The sequence below is a fragment of the Ruegeria sp. K5 genome (assembly GCF_056531805.1).
The window spans coordinates 87281-108267 of record NZ_JBQFML010000005.1 but is presented as its reverse complement, the minus strand read 5'-3'; the positions used below and the strand labels follow the sequence as shown (position 1 = coordinate 108267).

The window sequence follows — 20987 nt, the reverse complement described above, 5'->3', positions numbered from 1 at the left end:
GAAGCGCGTTTGATTGTGGTCGTCACACGAACCCGTTCACATAATTCTCCAGTATCTCCTGACGCCCTGAATGTGGTTCGGGGTTGATCCCATCCCGCAAGACTCGGGCGGCAATGTCGTCGAGGCTGCTGTTCAACATGGCTTGCGCTGAGGGTGAGCTCCAATTGGAATACCTGTCAGAAAGCGCAGCATCCAAGCCCCCGTCTTCGATCATTGCGGCAGCGGCCCTGAGACCTCGGGCGCAAATATCCATGCCACCGACATGCGCGGCGACAAGGTCTTCTGCATCAATCGACTGACGGCGGATTTTGGCGTCGAAATTCGTGCCGCCGGTTGTAAAGCCGCCCGCTTTCAGAATGTAGTAGTAGGCCAAGGCCACATCGGGCGTGTTGTTGGGGAATTGATCCGTGTCCCAGCCGGATTGGTAATCGTTTCGGTTCATGTCGATGGACCCCAGCATCCCCTCGGCCGCGGCAACTGCGATCTCGTGTTCAAAGCTATGACCGGCAAGGATTGCGTGTCCCTGTTCGAGATTCAGCTTCACCTCGTCCTCCAACCCGTATTTCCGCAGAAACCCGATGCAGGTTGCAGCGTCATAATCGTATTGGTGCTTGGACGGCTCCTGCGGTTTGGGTTCGACAAGAATGGCACCCTTGAAGCCGATCTTGTGTTTGTATTCCACGACCATGTTCAGAAACCGGCCCATATGGTCCAGTTCAGTCTTCAGGTCGGTATTCAGCAGGGTCTCATAGCCTTCGCGGCCACCCCAGAGGACATAGTTTTCGCCGCCCAGCTTGTGGGTTGCGTCCATGCACGATTTCACTGTTGCAGCCGCAAACGCGAACACGTCGGGATCGGGATTGGTGCTGGCCCCGGCCATCCAGCGTCGGTGGCTGAACATATTGGCCGTCCCCCACAGCAGTCGGGTGCCGGACGCCTGCATCTTTTCACCGATATAGTCGGTGATGTCTTCCAGCGTTCTCAGATTGTCGGCAAAATTGCCCTGTTCGGGCCGGATATCGGCGTCGTGCCAGCAAAAGAAGGGCTGGCCCAAAAGCTCGAACAATTCGAATGCGATATCCGCCTTCATACGGGCCCGGCCCATATCGTCCTGCGGATGCCAAGGGCGTTCGAACGTGGGACCACCAAAGGGGTCTCCGCCCTCCCACGCGAAGGAATGCCACCAGGCGACCGCAAATCGCAGATGATCTTCCATGCGTTTGCCCATGATCACCTCGTCCGGGTCGTAGTGGCGAAAGGCCAAGGGGTTTTTGCTGTCCGTACCCTCGAACTTGATCTGTTCGATCCCGTCGAAAAATCCGCTTTTCATTCCTGCCCCCTAGTCCGCCTTCTGACCGGGCTGTTTGCCCAGAATAATCATCGACAAAAGATCGTCATCAGTGACGTCTGCGATATCGACAGTTCCCACCAGTTTCCCGTTTTTCATCACCGAGGCGCGGTCGCACAGATCCATGACCGCGTGCACGTCGTGATCAATCAGGAAGATCCCGATGCCCTGCGCCTTGAGTTGATGGATCAGATCCGCGACCATCTGCGTTTCATGCGGGCCAAGCGCCGCGGTGGGTTCGTCCATGATCAGGATGCGGGCATTGAAATAGACGGCCCGTGCAATCGCCACAGACTGTCTTTGGCCGCCCGACAGCGCGGACACCGGATCGCTGAACTTCTGAAAATTCGGGTTAAGCTGCGCCATGATCTTGCGGCATTCAGCCTCCATGGCGGCGTCGTTGACCAGCCCAAAGGGCGTCGCCATCTCGCGCCCCAGAAACAGGTTCGACGTTGCATCCAGATTATCGGCCAGCGCGAGGGTCTGGTAGATGGTCTCGATATTATTCGCCCGCGCATCACGTGGGTTGTTGATCTCAACCGGATTGCCATCAATCAGGATCTCGCCATGATCCATTTGATAGGCACCCGAAAGCACCTTGATCAGCGTCGATTTCCCGGCCCCGTTATGGCCAAGCAAGCCAACGACTTCGCCGGGGTAAAGATCGACCGATACATGATCGACCGCCTTGATCCCCCCGAAGGAAATCGAAATGTCGCGCATTTCGACCAAGGGCGGCGCACCGGTTCCGCGAGCGGATGTTGAGGGCGTTTTCTGCGTGTCCTGAGCTTGCATCACTTTGCCCCCAGTCGCTTGCGGTAGACGATGTCGATATAGACGGCCAGCACAAGAACGCTGCCGACCACGATGTTCTGGAACGGCGCGTCAACGCCAACCATGGCCATGCCGGACTGAAGCGCCTGCATGATCAATGCGCCAAGGATCGCGCCGTATATGGTACCGATGCCACCGGACAAGGCGGTCCCGCCGATCACTGCCGCCGCGATGACCCTCAGTTCATCCAGCGTGCCGATGTCGTTCGAATGGTTCGCCAGCCGCGCCGAGGCAACCACGGCGGATACGGCGCACAGGAACCCCATCAGCGCAAAAATCTTCACGGTCAGCAGACGTGTGTTGATACCTGAAAGCTCTGCCGCGTCCGGGTTGCCGCCGGTGGCAAAGATATAGCGGCCGAACCGGGTTTTTCGGGCCACAACTGTTAGGGTGACCGCAACGATGATCAGGATGAGGACCGAGATCGGGATACCGTAGCCAACGACCAACCCTTCGGGCATCGTCTCTCCGCGTGCTTCGAACATGCGTTCCAGACGGCGCGTGGGAATGGCGTAGCTGTTGACAACGTATACATAGCCAAGGATCGCGACAGCGATGATCCCGGCCAGGGTGCTTTCAGCCCAGACGGGTTTGACAGGAAACCCGTGCGCGGATTTTGCGCGCCGTCCGCTCCACAAGGCCCAGATGGCGATTGCGGTGGCGAACAGCCCGAACAGCCAGCTTACCGTTGTGCCCAGGGTTCCATTTGTGCCGCCGAACATCAGGAAGGTGCTGTCCAGCGGGCCAATGGTCTGACCGCTGGTCAGGTACCAGGCCACGTTTCGCCAGACCAGAAAACCACCAAGGGTGACAATAAAGGCCGGGATCGTGAGATAGCCGACCAACCAGCCGTGAAATGCACCGATCAGCGTGCCCGCAAGCAGGCCGATCACTATGGTGATCGCCCATGTTGCCGGATTGTTCAAACCCATCCCCAGCATGTGCGGCAGCAGTTCGGTCTGTGTCATTGCCATAACCGCCGAGGTTGTCGCCAGCAACGCCCCCACCGACAGGTCGATATGCCGCGTGACGATGATGAACACCATCCCGCAGGCCATGATCGCCACTGAAACCGTCTGGATGGACAGGTTGAACAGGTTGCGCGGGGTCAGGAACCGCCCGTCGGTGACGATGTTGAACCCGATGCACAGGATGACAAACGCGCCGATCATGCCCAAAAGCCGCATATCCAGTTCCAGTTGCTGGAACAGGCTGGGTTTTGCCTTTTCAGGTATCGGCTGAGACGAAGTTTCGGTCATTTCCGATCTTTCATTTTCAGCAAGTACCCCCGGCCCAATCAGGGCCAGGGGCTGAGTGGTTTAGTTACAGGGGGCAGGTCCGTTTTCGACGCCCTGACACAGCGCTTCCTGCGAAATCCAGCCCGCATCCACGACAACGGACAGGTTATCCTTGGTAATCGGGACCGGAGCAAGGAAGACCGAGTTCATCTCGGTGCCGCCCGGCGATGTCCAGCTGACCACACCATCCACGTCTGCAGGGCTTGTGCCACTGCTCAGCGCAACTGCAATTTCACCGGCGGCTTTGCCCAGTTCACGGGCATCCTTCCAGACCGAGACAGTCTGTGTTCCAAGTGCAACCCGGTTCAGCGCTGCATGATCGCCGTCCTGCCCGGATACCGGAATACCCTCCATGCCCTGCGCCGTCAGCGCCGCGACAACACCGCCTGCTGTGCCGTCATTCGACGCAACAACCGCATCGACGTTGTTTTCATTCGCCGTCAGGATCTGTTCCATGTTGCGCTGCGCATTCGCAGGCAACCAGCCGTCGGTATAGGCCTCACCAACGATGACGATGTCACCGCTGTCTACCGCCGCACCGATGATCTCTTGCTGACCGCCCCGCAGGAAATCGGCGTTTGGATCGGTGGGGGACCCCTTGATCATCACATAATTGCCCTTGGGCATGGCATCAAAGACGGCGCGGGCCTGCATGCGGCCGACCTCGACATTGTCGAAGGTCAGGTAAAAGGCCCGGTCATCCTCGATCAGACGGTCATAGGCAATCACCGGGATACCTTCGTCAGCCGCAGCCTGAACGGCCGGCCCGATGGCCTGCGCGTCCTGCGCCAGAATGATCAACGCGTCCACGCCCTGTGCGATCAGGCTTTCAATATCCGAAAGCTGCTTGGCGGATGACGACTGCGCATCAGATGAGATGTATTCAGCACCACCCGCTTCCAGCGCTGATTTGATGGCCGCTTCGTCCGTCTTCCATCGCTCTTCCTGAAAGTTGGACCAGCTTACGCCGACCACCGGCTCTGCGAAGGCAGCAGAAGCCAACAAGGTGGCCGCAGCCGAGAAGCTGAGAATTCTTTTCATGATTTCCTCCCATTTGCCGAGCCATCGAATCTCGATTCGCGGCTCTCACAATTTTGAATACCATATTTATTTCAGTCGGTAAAATATTTACTCTACAAGAAGGCGGCAATTTCAAATAGATTGGGCCAACGGCAAGATTCGCGAGGATAAGATGCTGAAAAGCAAAGCCTCTCTGGTTTCATTGGAGCAAAGAAACACAACCCGCCTGCGGGTGTTGGAGCATATTCGAGCGCAAGGATCCGTCTCGCGGATCGATATCGCATCCGCTTTGCAAACCAGCCCGGCCACCGTCACGGCAGCAACAGCCGATCTTATTTCCGCCGGGTTGATCAAGGAAACCGAAGGCGAGGCGCAGCCCGGTTCCGGCAAAAGAGGCAGGCCCAGGGTTTTGCTGCAACTGGACGGGCAATCCCACCTTGTGGCGGGTCTGAAAGTCGCGCGGCAAGTGATTTCGGTTATTCTGGTCGACTTTGAAGGCAACGAAGTAACATCACACAAACAGCCGCTGGAACACGCCCGAATGACACCGGCGGAATTCGTCGAGGCAGTGTGCAAAGCCCTTCGGGAAACCTGCAGGCAGATTGGAGGCACGCTCGACAATCTGGCCGGTGTTTCCATTGGCGTGGCAGGTCTTGTCGATGCAAAACGGAACTTTGTGCACTGGTCGTCTTCGATCACCGACCGGAACATTGATTTCAATCTATTGCTGTCGAAGGAAATCCCCTGCCCGGTCTTTGTGGACAACGACGCCAATCTTGTCGCCAAAGCCGAACAGCTATTTGGGCTGGGCAAGGGGCTGAAAAACTTTCTGGTTGTGACGATCGAGCATGGTGTCGGTCTGGGAATTGTTCTGGACGGAAAACTCTACCGCGGAGAACGCGGCTGCGGCGCGGAATTCGGTCACACCAAGGTTCACCTTGACGGGGCCTTGTGCCAATGCGGCCAACGTGGATGTCTTGAGGCATATGTCGGGGATTATGCCCTGATACGCGAAATGACCGTGACAGGCCACAACAGTGAGATGGAGAGCGTGTCCGACATCTATGATCGCGCCAGTTCCGGGGATGAAAGGGCTGCGTCGGTGCTTGCCCGCGCCGGTCAGATGTTCGGCCTTGGGGTGTCAAATCTGATCAACCTGTATGACCCTGAGTGTATCATCGTGTCTGGCACCCAAATGAGCTTTGAACACCTCTGCTCAGACCAGGTGATGAACCGCATCCGAAATGGCGTTGTCAGTGTCGATGCCCCCCTGCCGGAACTCAAAGTCCACGATTGGGGCGATCTGATGTGGGCCAAGGGTGCGGCCGCCTATGGGATCGAACAGATCTCAATCCTCAAAGTGCAGGAGCTTACGGCCCATGCGTCCTGAACCGCTGGTCTTTTTGGTTCTGGCCAGTGGGGCTTACGCCGAGTTGCCTGTCCCCGAATTCCAGCGCATTGAAATCCCGGCCCATATCTACGATGGCGGGTGGGAGCATTTTGTCGGCGGCGGCGTCGCCGTTTTCGATTGCAACGGTGACACGCTGCCCGAGTTGTTTGTTGCAGGTGGATCAAATCGATCTCAACTGTTCAAGAATACCTCAGGCGACACGATTTCCTTTCGGGCCGAAACACCCGATCAATTGTCGCTGACCGGGGTAACCGGTGCTTATCCCCTGGACGTTGACAGCGACGGCTTGATGGATCTGGCAATTCTGCGCGTTGGCGCAGACCTGCTTCTGCAAGGCCTGCCAGATTGCCAGTTCAAGCCCTTTGACAACCTTGGTTTTCTGTCCGCCGACCATTGGACCACCGGCTTCTCGGCCACTTGGGAAGACGGGCAAGACTTGCCCACTCTGGCCTTTGGAACCTATGTTGATCGATCCGATCCGGACGGTCCGTTCGAGGCCTGCGGGCCGACCCTGCTCTACCGCCCCGAAGGGCACAGCTACGGGCAACCGCAACATCTTGAACCCGGCTATTGTTCCCTGTCCATACTGTTCTCGGATTGGGCACGAACGGGGCGTGCGGACCTTCGTGTCAGCAATGACCGCCACTATTACGTGCGCAACGGACAAGAGCAACTTTGGGCCATGGAACCGGTGCCCCGCCTGTACACGCCCGAGGACGGCTGGATGCCCTATTCGATCTGGGGCATGGGGATCGCCTCGCGCGATCTGACGGGGGATGGCTTTCCCGAGGTTTACCTGACCTCCATGGGCGACCAGAAGCTGCAGGTGTTTGACCCAGCCGCCCAAGGCCCAACATGGCGCGATGCCACTTATGACAAGGGAACGACAGCCCACAGACCTCATGTCGGCGATGATGGCAGGCCGTCGACCGGGTGGCACGCGCAGTTTGGCGATGTCAACAACGACGGCCGCGACGACATCTTCGTCGCCAAGGGCAATGTAGAACAAATGCCGGATGCCGCTTTGAACGATCCCAACAACCTGCTTGTGCAGACACCCCATGGGCAATTCGCTGAGACCTCGGCTGAGGCGGGCGTTGCATCAATGGCAAAGTCCCGCGGTGCGGCCGTTGCCGATCTGAACAATGACGGGCGGCTTGATCTGGTGGTCGTCAATCGAGGCTCGGAACTGGAAGTCAGCCAGAACATTTCGCGCGCTGGCCACTGGCTGTTGCTTGGCGTTTCTCAGGATATATCCAACCGCTTTGCAGTTGGTGGATTTGTCGAAATAAAAACTCCGGCAGGGGTTCAAACCCGCGAAATAACGATTGGTGGCGGTCATGCAGGGGGCATCTCGGGGTTTCATCATTTTGGCCTGGGCGATGAAAGCGACGCGCAAGTTCGGGTCATTTGGCCGGGCGGAGAAACGGGCAAATGGCAAAGGGTCAGCGCCAACCAAATCGTCCGGATTTCCCGTTAATCACTGATCCACCGGCAGGCCACTTGGAACTTGAGAGGGCACCCCCAACCGCTTTGCCGGGTCTTCAAGACTTGCCAGAAAGCTGAGAAGAGCGTCGATCTCCTGATCCGTCAGAGACAGTGGCGACAGGCTGTTGCTTTCCGCGATCTCGTCTATGTGTTGCCGATCCAATAACGGGCTTTGATCATCAGCACCGGGGAAATCCGGCAACAGGTCCATTTCAATCGTGTAATTCCGCAAAGAGGCCACTGGGTCCAAATGGTGGCGCACCATATCCTCGAGCCGGGCGAAGGCACCGTTATGTCCGTAAGGCGCGGTCAATGTCACATTGCGCAGCGATGGTGTGCGAAACGCAAATGCATCTTCCGGGTTACCTGTGACGCGAAAACGCCCGTCATCGCGCACATGACTTTCAAACCGCGCGGATTTTCCCGGCCCGATCTGCGGCACTGCAATCGAATGGAAGCCGTGATCTGTCTGGAACCAACCTGAATGGCAGGTACTGCACCCGGCCTTGCCATAGAACAGGCCCATGCCGATTTCGGCGTCTTCCGGCAATTCACCTTCGCCTCTCATCGCACGGTCAAAGGGGCTGTTATCCGCGCGCCACTCGAACGCGATGAAATCTGCAATCGCGTTGGCAATGGCAGTAAACGTAATCTCGGCATCCGGGGCGATGTCGCCAAACCTCTGCCGGTATTCCGGAATGGCCGCAACACGGGCGGCTATCAAATCCCACGCGCCGTCTTGCTGGGTCAAAAGACCCAGTCGAACCGCCTTGCTGACATCATTTTCCGAGTAGTGACCCGCCATTTCATCCGGCGAAAGCACCGGGAACATGGCTTGCGCCGCCAAGGCGGATTGAAAGCCGGGCCGCATATGCGTGCCCAGCGGCGTTCTGATCCCGTTCGGTTGCGTGGGGTCCGCCTCAAGCCGCCCATCGTGGAAAAACGTTGTAAACTCCGTCGCGCCGAGGTTCCAAAGCCCCGGTGAGTTTCTGGGAATACGTTGCTCAGGCGTGTTCTCGGGATCCAGCCTGCGTTCGGGACCCAGACCAAGCCCCCCTTCCCCGGTGCCAAGGGACAGGCCGTCTGATGTACCAAGATCGGGATGGTGACAGGTTGCGCAACTGATGTTCTTGTTGCCGGACAAAATCGGGTCATAGAAAAGCAGCTGCCCCAGTTCGACGCTGTTGAAATCAGGCTCGAGGAACTCGGGCCGATCACCAAGGTTCTGGGCACTTGTGCTGCCTGCGCTTGAGATCAATACGCAAAGAACCGGAAAGAGCCACCTAACCTTCATCACGACCCTCTGAGATCTCAAGGGTAAGCACCTGCCGGTACGGGTTTTCGGGCGTATGGATAATCGAAGGAAAGGACGGGATGTTCGGGGCGTTTGGGTATCCCGAAGGTTCGATGCACAGACCGGGCGATGCATATGGCGGTTTTGCCAGATTGGCACCTGAATAGACCTGCGCACCGGGCTGGTCGGAATAGGCTGTCAGCGTCAGGCCGGACGGCGCGGTAAACACCGCCACCGGTGCGTTCGGGTCGCGATCCTGATTGAAGCAGAAATAATGGTCGATTCCCTTTGACGCCTGTCTGATCGGACTTGGTGCCGAAAAATCCAGTTCGCTGCCAATGGTCGAACACAGTCGACCAGTTGGAATTCCCTGCTCATCGATGTCCAGATATCGACTTGAAGCAAGTTCCAATCGATGTGCGTGAACGCCTTCGAAGCCACCTAAAGTGTAGTAGTTGTGTTGCGTGACACTGATTGGTGTGGGCCGATCGGGATGTGCCGTGATCGTGTAGATCAATCGCGGAAACCGCAGGGTGACGCGGACCTCGAACCTGACATCCCCGGGGAACCCGCCTTCCCCATCACGTGACTGATGGCTCAGCACGGCCTCGTTCGGGGCGGTCTGCGCAAGGGTCCAGAATTGCCGGGACAGGCCCTGCGCGCCGCCATGCAGAGTGTTGGTGCCTTCATTGGCGTTCAGATCGTAACTGCGACCCGCCAAGTCAAACCGGGCACCGCCAATCCGGTTCGCGACACGCCCAATGATTGCGCCCATGAAACTTGTGTCCGAGAAATACGCGGCCGGGTCATCGAACCCAAGCACAAGTGACGTGTCCTTGTACCACCACCCTTGCGTGATTGCCCCGTAGTTCAGAATCGCGACCTGCATGTCACCATCCGACAACATGGCCGTTTGGATCCGAGAGGGCATTCTCGCATCAGGCGTCATCTTGCAGCCAACGGCGCCAACGCCTTGTAGAATTGCCGGTATCGCCCGTATTCGCGTTCATACAGGTCGATCAGGTCGCTGCGCGGATCGATACGATCCTCGATTTCAGGCGGCGTCATAACCTCGGCTGGCGCGGCGCTGTTGACGGCGCAGATGGCAAGGCGCGCGGCCCCCATGGCGGCACCGAACTCGCTGCCCTTGGGCAGGTCCAGCGGCACTTGCAAGACGGTGGCCAATGTCTCCAACCAGAACCGGGATCGCGCGCCTCCGCCCACTGCCATCAGACTGCTTGGTCTTGTCCCCGTGCGTTTCAGGGCCTCAAGGCAATCCCTCATCGCAAAGGCAACGCCTTCCATGACGGATTGCGTCAGATCAACGGGCTCTGAGGCGACATCCACGCCCAAGAACGCGCCCCTGATGTGGCTATCGTTATGCGGTGTCCGTTCGCCCGACAAATAGGGCAGGAACGTAACCGACGACGGGCCCGACACCCTGCGAGGTAAGGCCGCAACCAGTTTTTCAACAGGCTGGCCCAGATTCCGCGACAACCAGTTCATACTGTTCGTGGCAGACAGGATGACCCCCATTTGTATCCACTTGTCAGGTACGGCGTGACAAAAGCAATGCACCGCCGTTTCCGGCGCAGGGGCGAAACCATCCCGCGCAACAAGCAAAACGCCCGACGTTCCCAGCGAGACAAACCCCGTGCCGTCCCGAATGCTGCCAATGCCACAAGCCGCAGCCGCGTTATCCCCTGCCCCTCCGGCCACGATCACATCGCCGGAAAGCCCCCATTCCTGTTGCAATGCAGCTTTCAACGCGCCGCCCGGATCGCTGCCTTCAACCAATCGAGGCATCTGATCGGCGCGCATATGACCCAATGCAAGCGCTGTTTCCGACCACTGCCGGGTTCCAACATCCAACCAGGATGTTCCAGCACTGTCTGACACGTCCGAAATGTATTCGCCCGTCAGCCAATACCGCAAATAGTCCTTCGGAAGCAAAACCTTGGCTGTCTTCGCAAACACATCGGGCTCGTGTGAACGCACCCACTCCAGCTTTGGCGCGGTAAAGCCCGGGAAGACAATGTTACCCGAGATCGCGCGCATGTCCTGTGCCTGATCCAGCACTGCCGCCTCTTCGGCTGAACGCGTGTCATTCCAGAGGATACAGGGCCGCAACACGCGACCGCCCGCATCCAGAAGTGTCGCGCCGTGCATATGTCCGCTCAGGCCAATTCCACGCAGTTTGGAAAACGCCTGTGCATCACGCGCGCGGAGTTCGGTGACAACCTTTTTGCATGCATCGATCCAATCTGACGGAGTCTGCTCGGACCACCCGGATTTGGGCGTTGCGGTCGAAATGCTGACTTCGGCGGCACATAAGACGAGACCAGCGTCATCCACCAGAATCCCTCTGAGACCGGACGTTCCTAAATCCAACCCAAGGTACATTCGGCATTATCCCGTGCTATTATTTTAGTTAATAAAATTAATTGTAGCAGAAATCTTGTCAAGGTGCCTTGAAAGATGCGCCCTTCCCAACCTGAAAAGGCCGCTATGGGCGAACGCCTCTTCCGTGCCCAACGGAAAGTCACAGTTTCAATTGCTATGACGCGGACGAGAACAGACTGTTTTCAGTATGGTTAGGCTGCATTCACAAATTGAGCTGCCATTTTGTAATTTAACCCGGCCTTCGGATTTCAGTTAAGTGTGAGTTGGGGCAAGCCAAAATCTCCCATTGGTTGTGCATTTCCGCCACAGCGCTTCCGTCGAAAAAGCTTAACGTCACGATCAGATTTACTAATTAGATCAATAGACTAATCGTGCCGTCATATTACGTGATTTGAGGCTATTGCTATAAATGGACCCTGCTTCTTCGCCATTAGGCATACATCTTATAGCGGATTTCTTTGATTCAACTGCGCTTTATGATCCTACCCCTGCTCAAGACGCTTTGACGCGCGCGGCACTGGCTGCCAAGGCCCAAGTTCTGGGCGTCGAGACCCATGATTTCGGACAGCGTGCCGGCTTTACCGGCGTTGCGTTGCTGGCCGAGTCCCATATCTCGGTCCACACCTGGCCCGAGCATGGCTATGCCGCCATCGACATCTTCATGTGCGGCGACGCCGAGCCGCAGCGCAGCCTGGACGTGCTGAAATCCTTTTTCCGCCCGCAGCGCGTCGAAGTGCAGTCTATCCAGCGCGGTCTGATCGGCCAAACCGTACCGCGGCTGGCGGTGGCGGGCTGCTGAAGGGCGAATGAAAGAACTGCGCAGATGCCCGGTCACGATCTCTCTTATCCTGTGCGCGATCTGCGCCTACATGCTGTTCGGTCCGGTGCGCTATTCGGGGCCGGTCCTGAGCTTGCCCGACCATCTGGTGTTCGTGATCCGGCATGGGGATCTGAACCATCTGGCGCTCAATTGCCTGATGATCCTTGTTGGCGGTTCCCTGACCGAACCCCGGCTGGGCAGCATCAGGACCGCAGGTCTGGCGGTTCTGAGTACGCTTGCCGGAACGATGGCAGAGTTCGCTCTGGCCGGGCCCGGGTTTGTGGGGTTGTCGAGCGTTTCCTACGCCCTCGTCGCCTATGGCGTGGTTGCGTCGCGCCCGGCAGCGCAGCGTGTCTGGGCGCTGGCGTTGATCTGCGGGCTGCTGACGGCCGAGTTTCTGTATCTGCGGTCTCAGATCGCGGTTTTCACCCATATTGCATCCGCGTTGATCGGAGGAGGTCTTGCCGTGTTTAACGCCTTGTTCGGCTCGAAAGGTCCGACGCTCAAACCTATGGAATGGCGGCATGTTTCGCCCGCCGTTCAGATCATCGCCCAGACCGACGAGGATGACGCGCTTGAGGCTGAAAGCACGTTTGTCAACGAAGGCACTGACAACATGTTTGTGCTGCTGGACCGGGGCGACGTGCTGGGGCTGATCGGCTACAGCGTCGACGAAGACGTGCCCGATGTCGCCTGGCTGTCCTGGACCTATCTGGATCAGGCCCATACCGGCAAAGGTCTGGGCGGGCAGATGCTGAACGACTTGTTGGGCAAGCTGGCGCAGCTGCACATCCGCAAGATTTTCATTGAAACCAGCGACTATGAAGAGTTCGGCAAAAAGATCTATGCCGCCGCACACAAACTGTATGAAGAGTTCGGCGCTTCGGTCGAGCTGACTGTGCCCGGATATCACAGCCCCAAAGAGGCGAAGATCATCTATGGGCTGGACAATCCCGACGCGCCGGACCTGCCGCCCGCGCCTCCGGCCTCGACCGCGGGCCTGTCTGTCATTGACCTGCATAAAGCCGCTGAAACAGATGATGTCGCGGGTCTGCGCTGGCGTGAAGCCGGGACCGGGCTGGCCGGGCTGGATCAGCAGCTTTCGCTTGCGCGAACGCAAAAATACCGCATGGCGGTTCTGGCTGTCCCCTCTGACCTGTCCGATGCCCACGCGGATGAGTTGCAGGCGCATGGGATGACGAAATGCGGCGAACTGAATGAGTTCTACGGCAAGGACCTACACCAGGTGTGGTGGTCCTGCCCCCTTGGTGAAACCTGAAAACACTGACTAAACTCGATAGGAGATTTCATGTTTGGAAAACTTAAACTGATTGCCATTTTGGGCTTTCTCGGCTTCGTCGGCTACACGATGTTCCTGGCCCCCAAATCCGAACAAACCGCCGATCTTGGGCAGGTTCTGGACCGGACCGAATTTGCGATCAATCAATATCAGGAATACCTGACAGCCAACAGCATCGCCGAAGCCTCGGACGAGCAAGTGGATGAATTCACAATATATCTGACGCAGGTCATGAACTCGGAACCGCGCTTTTATGACAAGCCGCTGGGTCTGGAGATTCTGTCCGACGCCAAATTCTCGGGCTATGCGGATCCGAATGGCAATGGCGTTCGCGACTCGAATGAGGGTGAGGTTTTCACCATCGAGATCGACGAGGCCAACAACCGTCTGATCGCCACCGACACCGCCGGTGAGTCCGCAGGCCTGCGTTTCTCGGGCGCTGGTTTTCTGGCGGGTGCGCTGATTGGCAATCTGATCAGCCGTCAGCGTTCGGCCGGGATCAGCGCGTCCAGCTTCAACAATCGCAGCGTGACACCGCGCACCAGCTATTCGGCCCCGCGCAGCGCCCGCGCCGGTGGTTTGCGCGCCGGTAAATAAGCGCCGCGCCTGCCCGAACCCCAACTTTGGCCCGGCGCGCTGATCGCGCCGGGCTTTCCAGTTTTCCGGATTTCACTATGACCGACACATTGACACCGCGTTACACCGACCTGCCGCGCCGGCAGGCGATGGTTCTGCTTGGCGCGATCCTTGTTGTTGCCCTGTGCGGCATCGTCTACGAGCTGATCATTGGGACGGTGTCCAGCTACCTGCTGGGCAACTCGGTCTATCAGTTTTCGCTGACCATCGGCTTTTTCATGTTTGCCATGGGGGTAGGGTCGTATGTCTCGCGCTTTTTCCACGGCAACCTGATCCAGACCTTTATCTGGGTCGAGCTGATCCTGGCCCTGATCGGCGGCCTGTGCAGCGTGTCCCTGTTCATGCTCTTTCCCTATGCCCCGTGGTTCTACACGGTTGGCATGTTCACCTTCATCTCGTCCATCGGGTTTCTGGTCGGGCTGGAGATTCCGCTGCTGATGCGGGTCCTGTCCGAAAGCAGCACGACGCGGGAATCCATCGCCGACGTGCTGTCGCTGGACTATGTCGGCGCGCTGTGCGGGTCGGTTCTGTTTCCGATCCTGCTGCTGCCGTCGCTTGGGCTGATCTCGTCCTCGTTCGCCATTGGCCTGACCAATGCCATGGTCGCGTTGCTGAGCGTGCTGTGCCTGCGCGATCAACTGGACACGCCCAAACGGATGCTGGGCTGCGCCATCGCGACCATTATCCTGCTGTTCGCACTGACCCTGCTGGCCGGGCGGATCACCGCATTCGCGCAGGATCACCTGTATTTCGACCGCATCGTCTGGCGCAAGCAGTCGCAATATCAGTCGCTGGTTGTCACTAACACCTGGCAGAAAAACGATGTCCGTCTTTACATCGACGGCCACCTGCAATTCGCCGAAGCGGATGAGTATCGCTATCACGAAGCCCTGGTCCATCCCGCCCTGTCCTGGGGTGAGGCCGCCCCCAAATCCGTGCTGGTTCTGGGCGGAGGCGACGGGCTCGCCGTGCGTGAGATCCTGAAATACCCAACCGTGTCGCGCATCGATCTGGTGGATCTCGACCCGGCGATGACCGATCTGGGGCGCAATCTGGCCCCCATCGCGCGTCTGAACGAAAACAGCATGGAGGCGTCGGCCCTGCACGTGCACAACACCGACGCGTTCAACTATGTCAAATCCACCGACCAGACCTATGACCGGATCATAATCGATTTCCCCGATCCCCATAACGAGGCGCTGTCAAAGCTCTATTCCGTCGAATTTTACGCCATGGTCCAAAGCATCCTGACCGAAGACGGCGTGCTGGTGACCCAAAGCAGCTCACCTTTCTTTTCGCCTCATACCTACTGGACGATTTCCAGAACCTTGTCCGAGATTTTCCCGCAGGTCGTGACGTACCAGATGTCAATCCCGTCCTTTGGCGTCTGGGGATACAACCTTGCCGCCAATGACCCGAACTCGACGCTGGGCCAGCTTCCGGACGGTCTGCGCTTTGTCACGCCCGATGTTTTTGCCGCCGCGCGGGTGTTTTCCGAGGACCTTCTTCCCAAGCGCGAACTGGCGGTCAATTCCATCTTTGATCCGGGCATTTATCACGAATATTCGCGCGACGTTTCGGGGTATTGATCCCTTCGTGACGCCGGGCGGAGGGCCGGCTTTTGCGGGGGTCGTTTCAGAACTGAATGTTCTGGACCGAATTACCTGTAAAATTTGATGGTCGCACTCTTATGGATACGCGGACCGAATGGGTTCAGTTTCGTTGGGCCGTGACGTGTAACCATCCGGTACAATGGCTGTCTTACGCCCGCTTAGCAGAGCAAACCCAAATCGCGAAACATTGCCCGGCGAATTCATCGATATTCCGATCACTGAATATATTTGCTACCTTAACGCTATTGGTGACGCCGCCAACCTAGACGACCAGTTCCGAGGGGCCAGCAATGCGAAGATTTCTTGCAGTCGTGACATGCGTCCTTGGGCTGGCCACACCGCGTGCATCATACGCCTGCGCGGTGTGTATTGAGCTGCCGGACGCATCTTTGGCTGATCACATTCTATCCGCGGAAGTCATCGTGCTGGCGGGTCCGGCATCAGACAATCCTTTCAGGTTCGAGGCGCAAAAAGTTCTCAAAGGGGATAACGAAAAGCTTAAATCCGCACCGGACATTCCTTTTTTGATCGACAGCGTTACACGGCGGTCGTTCCGCTCGGATCCAACGCGAACCGTTTTGCTGACCTATGGACCGACCTACAAGGATAGTACCGGTCGCAGTTCTTCGCGGCATTGGAGGCGTTTGTTTATTCTGAACCCCGAAAGACACGACTTTCTGAAAGACCTTCGCACCTTCGGTCGGCTTTGGGCCTACGGAGAAACTGATAATCCCAACAGGGTTTTGTTCTTTGCCCGGTATTTAGGGCACTCTGATCATGTGCTGCACAACATGGCCCTGGTTGAAATCGGCCGCGCGCCCTACGCGCTCGTGCGCCCGTTGAGCGACAGAGTTCCCGCAAGCTTAATTCTACAGGAATTCAGCAACATAAACCGCTTCGCATACAGATCCGCCGCCATTCGTTTGCTCGGGTTGCAATCCGATCCCCAGGCGCGCTCGTTTGTACGCGCGCGATATGTTCGTTCGCTGGAATCGGGAGGGCTGAATTCTTTCGAGTGGGCTCTTGCTGGAATAGAAGCCGACCAATCGACTGCAATCAGCGCCATTGGCGCGGCCCTTCAAGATCCTGGCAAGACAAAAGAACACAAAAAGGCGTTGATCCGGGCTTTGGCCGAAGCGGGCACCTTACAACCGGAGTTCAAGCCAAAAATCGTTCAGATTTTTTCCGCTACTCTGGAAAACGACTCCGAGCTTTTGGTTCAAATCGCTGTCGCAACGCGAAATTGGGGTGAAACTGCGCTGTATCAACAGTTTGAAACTTTAGCCGCTTTGGAAGAAACGGACCTCGCAACGCAGTTTGTTCTCAATATGGTTTTGGAAGCTGATTTACCGGCAGATTGATTTGGGTCTGTTCATGCCTCGCCGGTGCTGCACGTCTACGCTCAGGCTTTGGTGCCAGAGCCGACCAAGTAGTCAGCACTTGGCGCACGAAGGAACACGCCTGCATTGCTCAGACCAGCGTTCTGGAAGGCTTCAAGCACACCGGAAAGAAAAACCTCACAGAAACCAAAACACCATGATATAAACAAAATCGAATATAAACAGATTGCGAAAATTCTACTTCTTCGCAGGTTTTTTCGATGTGGGAGGTCCCAATGCTTCGGTTATCCGTTTGTTTTGTCGCTCTGATGTTGGCACCGGCAAGTGTTCTTTCTGACGCCGTGCCCAGCGACCAGGCGGCAGAAGGTTTATTTCAGGATCAGCTGTATTCCCCATATGCCGAACGCTCGTTCCCTGAACGTCCGCTTTGGGGGGACACCCATCTTCACACCGGGCTTTCGCTGGACGCCGGGGCCTTTGGGAACACTCTGCTACCAGATGAAGCCTGGCGTTTCGCAAAGGGCGAGCAGGTCATTTCGTCGACAGGTCAAGCTGTCAGATTGGCACGACCTCTGGATTGGATGGTTCTTACGGATCACACGGACCTGATGGGATTTGCGCCGGACCTTCAAGCCGGAAAACCCGGCGTTATTGCTGATCCAAAAGGGTTGGAGTGGTACGAAGGCTATAAAGCTGGCGGGGAAGAGGCCGGGAAAACGGCCTTCGATATTATCACCAATTTCTCGCAAATGACTTTGCCGGAAATCCTTCTGGAATCCTACAGCCCCGGCGCAGACGCTTTTGCGTTCACTTGGGAACATATCGTTCTGGCGGCCGAACGGCACAATGACCCCGGCAACTTTACCGCCTTCATCGGGTTCGAATGGACCTCGGTTCCCAAGGGTTTCAATCTGCACCGGAACGTCATGCTGCGTGACGGCCCGATCCGGGCCTTGCAGATGGTTCCCCCGGTCACGCAGCCCCCTTACGGCGATACGGACCCCAAATCGCTCTATGCCTGGCTTGAGGAGTATCAGGAAAAAACCGGGGGCCGCGCAGTTGCCTTTGCGCATAACGGCAACCTGTCGAACGGATGGATGTTCCCGACCGAGGATACGTATCACGGCGGCAAGGTTGACGAGGAATACGTCGCGGCCCGCGCCAAATGGGAGCCTCACTATGAGGTTACGCAGATCAAAGGTGACGGCGAAGCCCACCCCTTCCTGAGCCCGGATGACGAATTTGCGGATTACGAGAACTGGGACGTCGGCAACCTCGACATAACCGAATTGAAAACCGATGACATGTTGGCCGGAGAATACGCCCGTGAGGCATTGAAACGCGGCTTGATGTTAGAAGAAAAATTCGGCGTGAACCCCTATAAATTTGGCATGGGCGGTGCGACGGACAGCCATACCTCTCTGGCCACAGCGGAAGAAGACAACTTCTTTGGCAAATCTGTCAGCGTTGAGCCCTCGGCCTCGCGTATCAAGCACCCGTTTATCGCCAATGATCTGGGTGAGATTCCCGGTGATCTTCTCGTAGCGTCCGGCTATACGGCTGTTTGGGCGACCGAAAATACACGTGCTGCAATTTTTGACGCATTCAAGCGGCGTGAAACCTACGCGACCACGGGCCCCCGGATCGGTCTGCGGTTCTTTGGTGGGTGGGGTTTCAGTGATGCTGATGTCGAAACCCGCTTTCTGGCAGATATTGGCTATACCAAAGGTGTTCCGATGGGGTCGGACCTGCGCCCCCGCGAAGGGGACGGCACGCCATCCTTCCTGATCGCCGCTCTGCGCGACCCGATCGGGGCAAATCTGGATCGTGTGCAAGTCATTAAAGGCTGGCTTGATACCGAAGGTGCCTTGCAGGAAAAGGTCTATGATGTTGCGTGGTCAGACAACCGTGTTGCAGATGATAGCGGCAAGATCCCCGCGGTGGGGAACACGGTGGATGTGGATACCGCCAGCTGGACCAACACAATCGGAACCGCCGAACTGGTCACTGTTTGGTCTGACCCTGATTTCGACCCGAACGCGCGGGCCTTCTACTACGTTCGGGCGATCGAAATCCCGACCCCGCGTTGGGTACTGTACGACAAGCTAAGGTTCGGCTCCGAACTGCCGGAGGATGCAGTGCTCACACATCAGGAACGCGCGTATTCGTCCCCGATTTGGTATACGCCGGCCGAGTGATCCGCTGCGTATACAGATCTGCGAACCGAGGTCGTGATCGCGACCTCGGTGGGCACGGCCAGCCCCTAAATCGGCAGCCGTCCATCACCTTGCAAAATCCAACCCTCTGATGCCAGCATCGAGACGTAGAACCAGATCACGTTTTACGAGGAGCCTTCATGCGAATACTGAAAGAACCTCTGTTCCACTTCTTCCTGATTGGAGCGGCCATTTTCGGTTGGTTCCATATTGTTGCGCCAGAGTACCAGACGGCGGAAACCTCCGAGACGATTGCAATCGACGAAGAAGATGTTGCGGCTTTGTCCTCTCGGTTCAAAGCCAGATGGAAACGCCCACCAAACGATACAGAGCTTCAGTCTTTGGTCGATGCATCCATCCGCGAAGAGGTTCTGGTCAGGGAGGCAAGGAAACTGGGCCTGGATCGCGGAGATACCGTGATCAGGTCTCGGCTAAGCCAAAAGATGGATTTCCTGACCGAAGCAATCGCCATGTCGGTTGTTCCGAAAGATGAAGATTTACAGGCATTTGTCGATCAAAACCCGGACCGCTATGCAACGCCTGACAAGGTTGCCTTCACCCACGTCTTTCTGGGGGAAAGGCCAAGCGAGGCAGAAATTGAATCAGCTTTGGCCGCGCTGCCTGAGACCGACGAAACCTCGGCTTTCGGGACCTCAACGCTGCTGCCCGCTTCGATGCCGTTGACCGCGACAAAGGTCATCGACTCGGTCTTTGGGACAGGGTTTTCTACGGGGCTAATACTGGCCGAAACAGGCCGCTGGACGGGGCCTGTCCAATCCGGATACGGGACGCATCTTGTGCAGGTAATTGCCGTTGAACCGAGCCAGACACCGCCGCTGGCTGACATTCGCGATGCGGTACTTCAGGACTGGCGTCGCGCCACAAGCGAAGACATGGCTCGGGCGCAATACGAGACGCTTGCCGCCAGCTACGAGATTGTAATCCCCGATCTTTCAGGCTTGGCGAAATGAGACCCCTGATCTGCCTATTGTTTGCGATGTCGCTGTCCTGGCTGGGTGGCAACGCCACAGCCCATGCCCTTGACCCGGGATACTTGGAAATGCGGCAGATCGCGCCGGACACCTGGGCTGTTCATTGGCGAAAACCCGATGTGAATGGTCAACCGATGGCGATTGAGCCCGTATTGCCGGAAACCTGTGTTCCGGCCCGTGGTCCAGATCCCGTTTTCGACAGCCGGGCCTGGGTTTCATCCTGGGTCACGGAATGCCCCAAGGGCATGGCAGGTGAATTCATCGCCATTGAGGGTCTGAAAAGGCAGTTGAATGACGTATTGGTACGTTTGCACCCGACGGTATCCGAACCTGTGACGCTTCGACTAACCCCTGACGCGCCCGTTCAGGGAATTCCTTCCGATCAAACGACGTGGTCGGTGTTCGTGGCATATTTCCAGTTGGGATTTGAACATATTCTGGAAGGCTGGGATCACCTGCTGTTTGTTTTGGCGCTGTTCATTCTGGTTCGCGATCCTTGGCGGTTGGTCGGCGCCGTGACAGCTTTCACCCTTGCGCATTCCATAACTCTGGCGCTGGCGACTTTTGGCGTGCTGAGCATTCCCGGCCCTCCGGTTGAAGCCGTTATTGCGCTGTCTATCGTCTTTCTGGCTATGGAGATCGTAAAAGGCAGCGAAGGTGGATTCCGGCTTTCGAACCAAAAGCCCTGGATTGTCTGCTTCGGGTTCGGGCTTTTGCATGGGCTAGGCTTTGCAGGGGCTTTGGCCGACATTGGGCTGCCCGCGAACGATATTCCCGCGGCGTTGTTCGCGTTCAACCTGGGTGTTGAAGCCGGTCAGCTGAGTTTCGTCGGCGCTCTGGCTTTTATGGTTGCTTTCTGGCGGCTGATCGCGCGCCCGGTTGGCCAGAGGGCCACAGTGATTGCCGCCTATTGTATCGGCTCGGTGTCGATGTATTGGCTCATTGAACGAACCAGCGGGTTTTGACTGATCCCC

General features: G+C 57.3%; 17 protein-coding genes. 10 read left to right on the top strand and 7 right to left on the bottom strand.

Going from position 1 to position 20987, the window contains the following annotated elements:
• Positions 1 to 22 precede the first annotated feature (22 nt).
• From xylA to xylF, 4 genes are read right to left on the bottom strand one after another with little or no spacing between them, the layout of a single operon-like run.
• Positions 23 to 1330, bottom strand: coding sequence for a xylose isomerase (gene xylA / locus ACR0MO_RS14615; RefSeq protein WP_480892016.1), 1308 nt, complete (start codon positions 1328 to 1330; stop codon positions 23 to 25).
• Positions 1331 to 1339: 9 nt separating this feature from the next.
• On the bottom strand, positions 1340 to 2143 hold the full coding sequence (locus ACR0MO_RS14610) for an ATP-binding cassette domain-containing protein (protein WP_480780139.1): 804 nt from the start codon (positions 2141 to 2143) through the stop codon (positions 1340 to 1342).
• The gene (locus ACR0MO_RS14605) at positions 2143 to 3441 is read right to left on the bottom strand and encodes a sugar ABC transporter permease (protein WP_480892014.1); all 1299 of its coding nucleotides are present in this window, start codon (positions 3439 to 3441) and stop codon (positions 2143 to 2145) included. Before ACR0MO_RS14605 ends, ACR0MO_RS14610 begins: the two co-directional genes overlap by 1 nt.
• Positions 3442 to 3501: 60 nt before the next feature.
• Positions 3502 to 4521 carry a D-xylose ABC transporter substrate-binding protein gene (gene xylF, locus ACR0MO_RS14600; RefSeq protein WP_170521563.1) on the bottom strand — a complete coding sequence of 340 codons (1020 nt, stop codon included), beginning with the start codon at positions 4519 to 4521 and terminating at the stop codon, positions 3502 to 3504.
• A gap of 151 nt (positions 4522 to 4672) precedes the next feature.
• Between xylF and ACR0MO_RS14595 the strand changes: the two genes are divergently transcribed.
• Positions 4673 to 5890 (top strand): ROK family protein, encoded by a 1218-nt coding sequence (locus ACR0MO_RS14595; RefSeq protein WP_480892011.1) that lies wholly within the window; start codon positions 4673 to 4675, stop codon positions 5888 to 5890.
• Positions 5880 to 7391, top strand: a complete 1512-nt coding sequence (locus tag ACR0MO_RS14590) for a CRTAC1 family protein (protein ID WP_480892009.1) — start codon at positions 5880 to 5882, stop codon at positions 7389 to 7391. Before ACR0MO_RS14595 ends, ACR0MO_RS14590 begins: the two co-directional genes overlap by 11 nt.
• Here ACR0MO_RS14590 and ACR0MO_RS14585 read toward each other — a convergent pair whose 3' ends face one another.
• From ACR0MO_RS14585 to xylB, 3 genes are read right to left on the bottom strand one after another with little or no spacing between them, the layout of a single operon-like run.
• Entirely contained in the window at positions 7392 to 8693 is a 1302-nt protein-coding gene (locus ACR0MO_RS14585; protein WP_480892007.1) for a cytochrome-c peroxidase, read from the bottom strand. It abuts the gene before it with no gap.
• A complete protein-coding gene (locus ACR0MO_RS14580; RefSeq protein ID WP_480892004.1) occupies positions 8683 to 9624 on the bottom strand; it encodes an aldose epimerase family protein in 942 nt (313 codons plus the stop codon). The genes ACR0MO_RS14585 and ACR0MO_RS14580 overlap by 11 nt, the downstream gene beginning before the upstream one ends.
• Before the next feature lie 14 nt (positions 9625 to 9638).
• Positions 9639 to 11096 carry a xylulokinase gene (xylB, locus tag ACR0MO_RS14575; RefSeq protein WP_480892001.1) on the bottom strand — a complete coding sequence of 486 codons (1458 nt, stop codon included), beginning with the start codon at positions 11094 to 11096 and terminating at the stop codon, positions 9639 to 9641.
• A gap of 409 nt (positions 11097 to 11505) precedes the next feature.
• Between xylB and speD the strand changes: the two genes are divergently transcribed.
• From speD to ACR0MO_RS14535, 8 genes are all read left to right on the top strand, one after another.
• The gene (gene speD / locus ACR0MO_RS14570) at positions 11506 to 11895 is read left to right on the top strand and encodes an adenosylmethionine decarboxylase (protein ID WP_480891999.1); all 390 of its coding nucleotides are present in this window, start codon (positions 11506 to 11508) and stop codon (positions 11893 to 11895) included.
• A gap of 7 nt (positions 11896 to 11902) precedes the next feature.
• On the top strand, positions 11903 to 13195 hold the full coding sequence (locus ACR0MO_RS14565) for a GNAT family N-acetyltransferase (protein ID WP_170521552.1): 1293 nt from the start codon (positions 11903 to 11905) through the stop codon (positions 13193 to 13195).
• 30 nt (positions 13196 to 13225) lie between these two features.
• Positions 13226 to 13813, top strand: coding sequence for a hypothetical protein (locus tag ACR0MO_RS14560; RefSeq protein WP_170521550.1), 588 nt, complete (start codon positions 13226 to 13228; stop codon positions 13811 to 13813).
• A 77-nt stretch (positions 13814 to 13890) separates the two neighbouring features.
• Positions 13891 to 15441, top strand: coding sequence for a polyamine aminopropyltransferase (locus ACR0MO_RS14555; RefSeq protein ID WP_170521548.1), 1551 nt, complete (start codon positions 13891 to 13893; stop codon positions 15439 to 15441).
• A gap of 413 nt (positions 15442 to 15854) precedes the next feature.
• Positions 15855 to 16826 (top strand): hypothetical protein, encoded by a 972-nt coding sequence (locus ACR0MO_RS14550; protein WP_480891996.1) that lies wholly within the window; start codon positions 15855 to 15857, stop codon positions 16824 to 16826.
• Between the two features lie 254 nt (positions 16827 to 17080).
• Complete coding sequence (locus ACR0MO_RS14545; protein WP_480891994.1) at positions 17081 to 19003, top strand: DUF3604 domain-containing protein; 1923 nt, start codon at positions 17081 to 17083, stop codon at positions 19001 to 19003.
• A 158-nt stretch (positions 19004 to 19161) separates the two neighbouring features.
• Positions 19162 to 19992: a peptidyl-prolyl cis-trans isomerase gene (locus tag ACR0MO_RS14540; RefSeq protein ID WP_480626405.1), complete on the top strand. Its 831-nt coding sequence runs from the start codon at positions 19162 to 19164 to the stop codon at positions 19990 to 19992.
• The gene (locus ACR0MO_RS14535) at positions 19989 to 20978 is read left to right on the top strand and encodes a HupE/UreJ family protein (protein ID WP_480872129.1); all 990 of its coding nucleotides are present in this window, start codon (positions 19989 to 19991) and stop codon (positions 20976 to 20978) included. Before ACR0MO_RS14540 ends, ACR0MO_RS14535 begins: the two co-directional genes overlap by 4 nt.
• Positions 20979 to 20987: the final 9 nt, after the last annotated feature.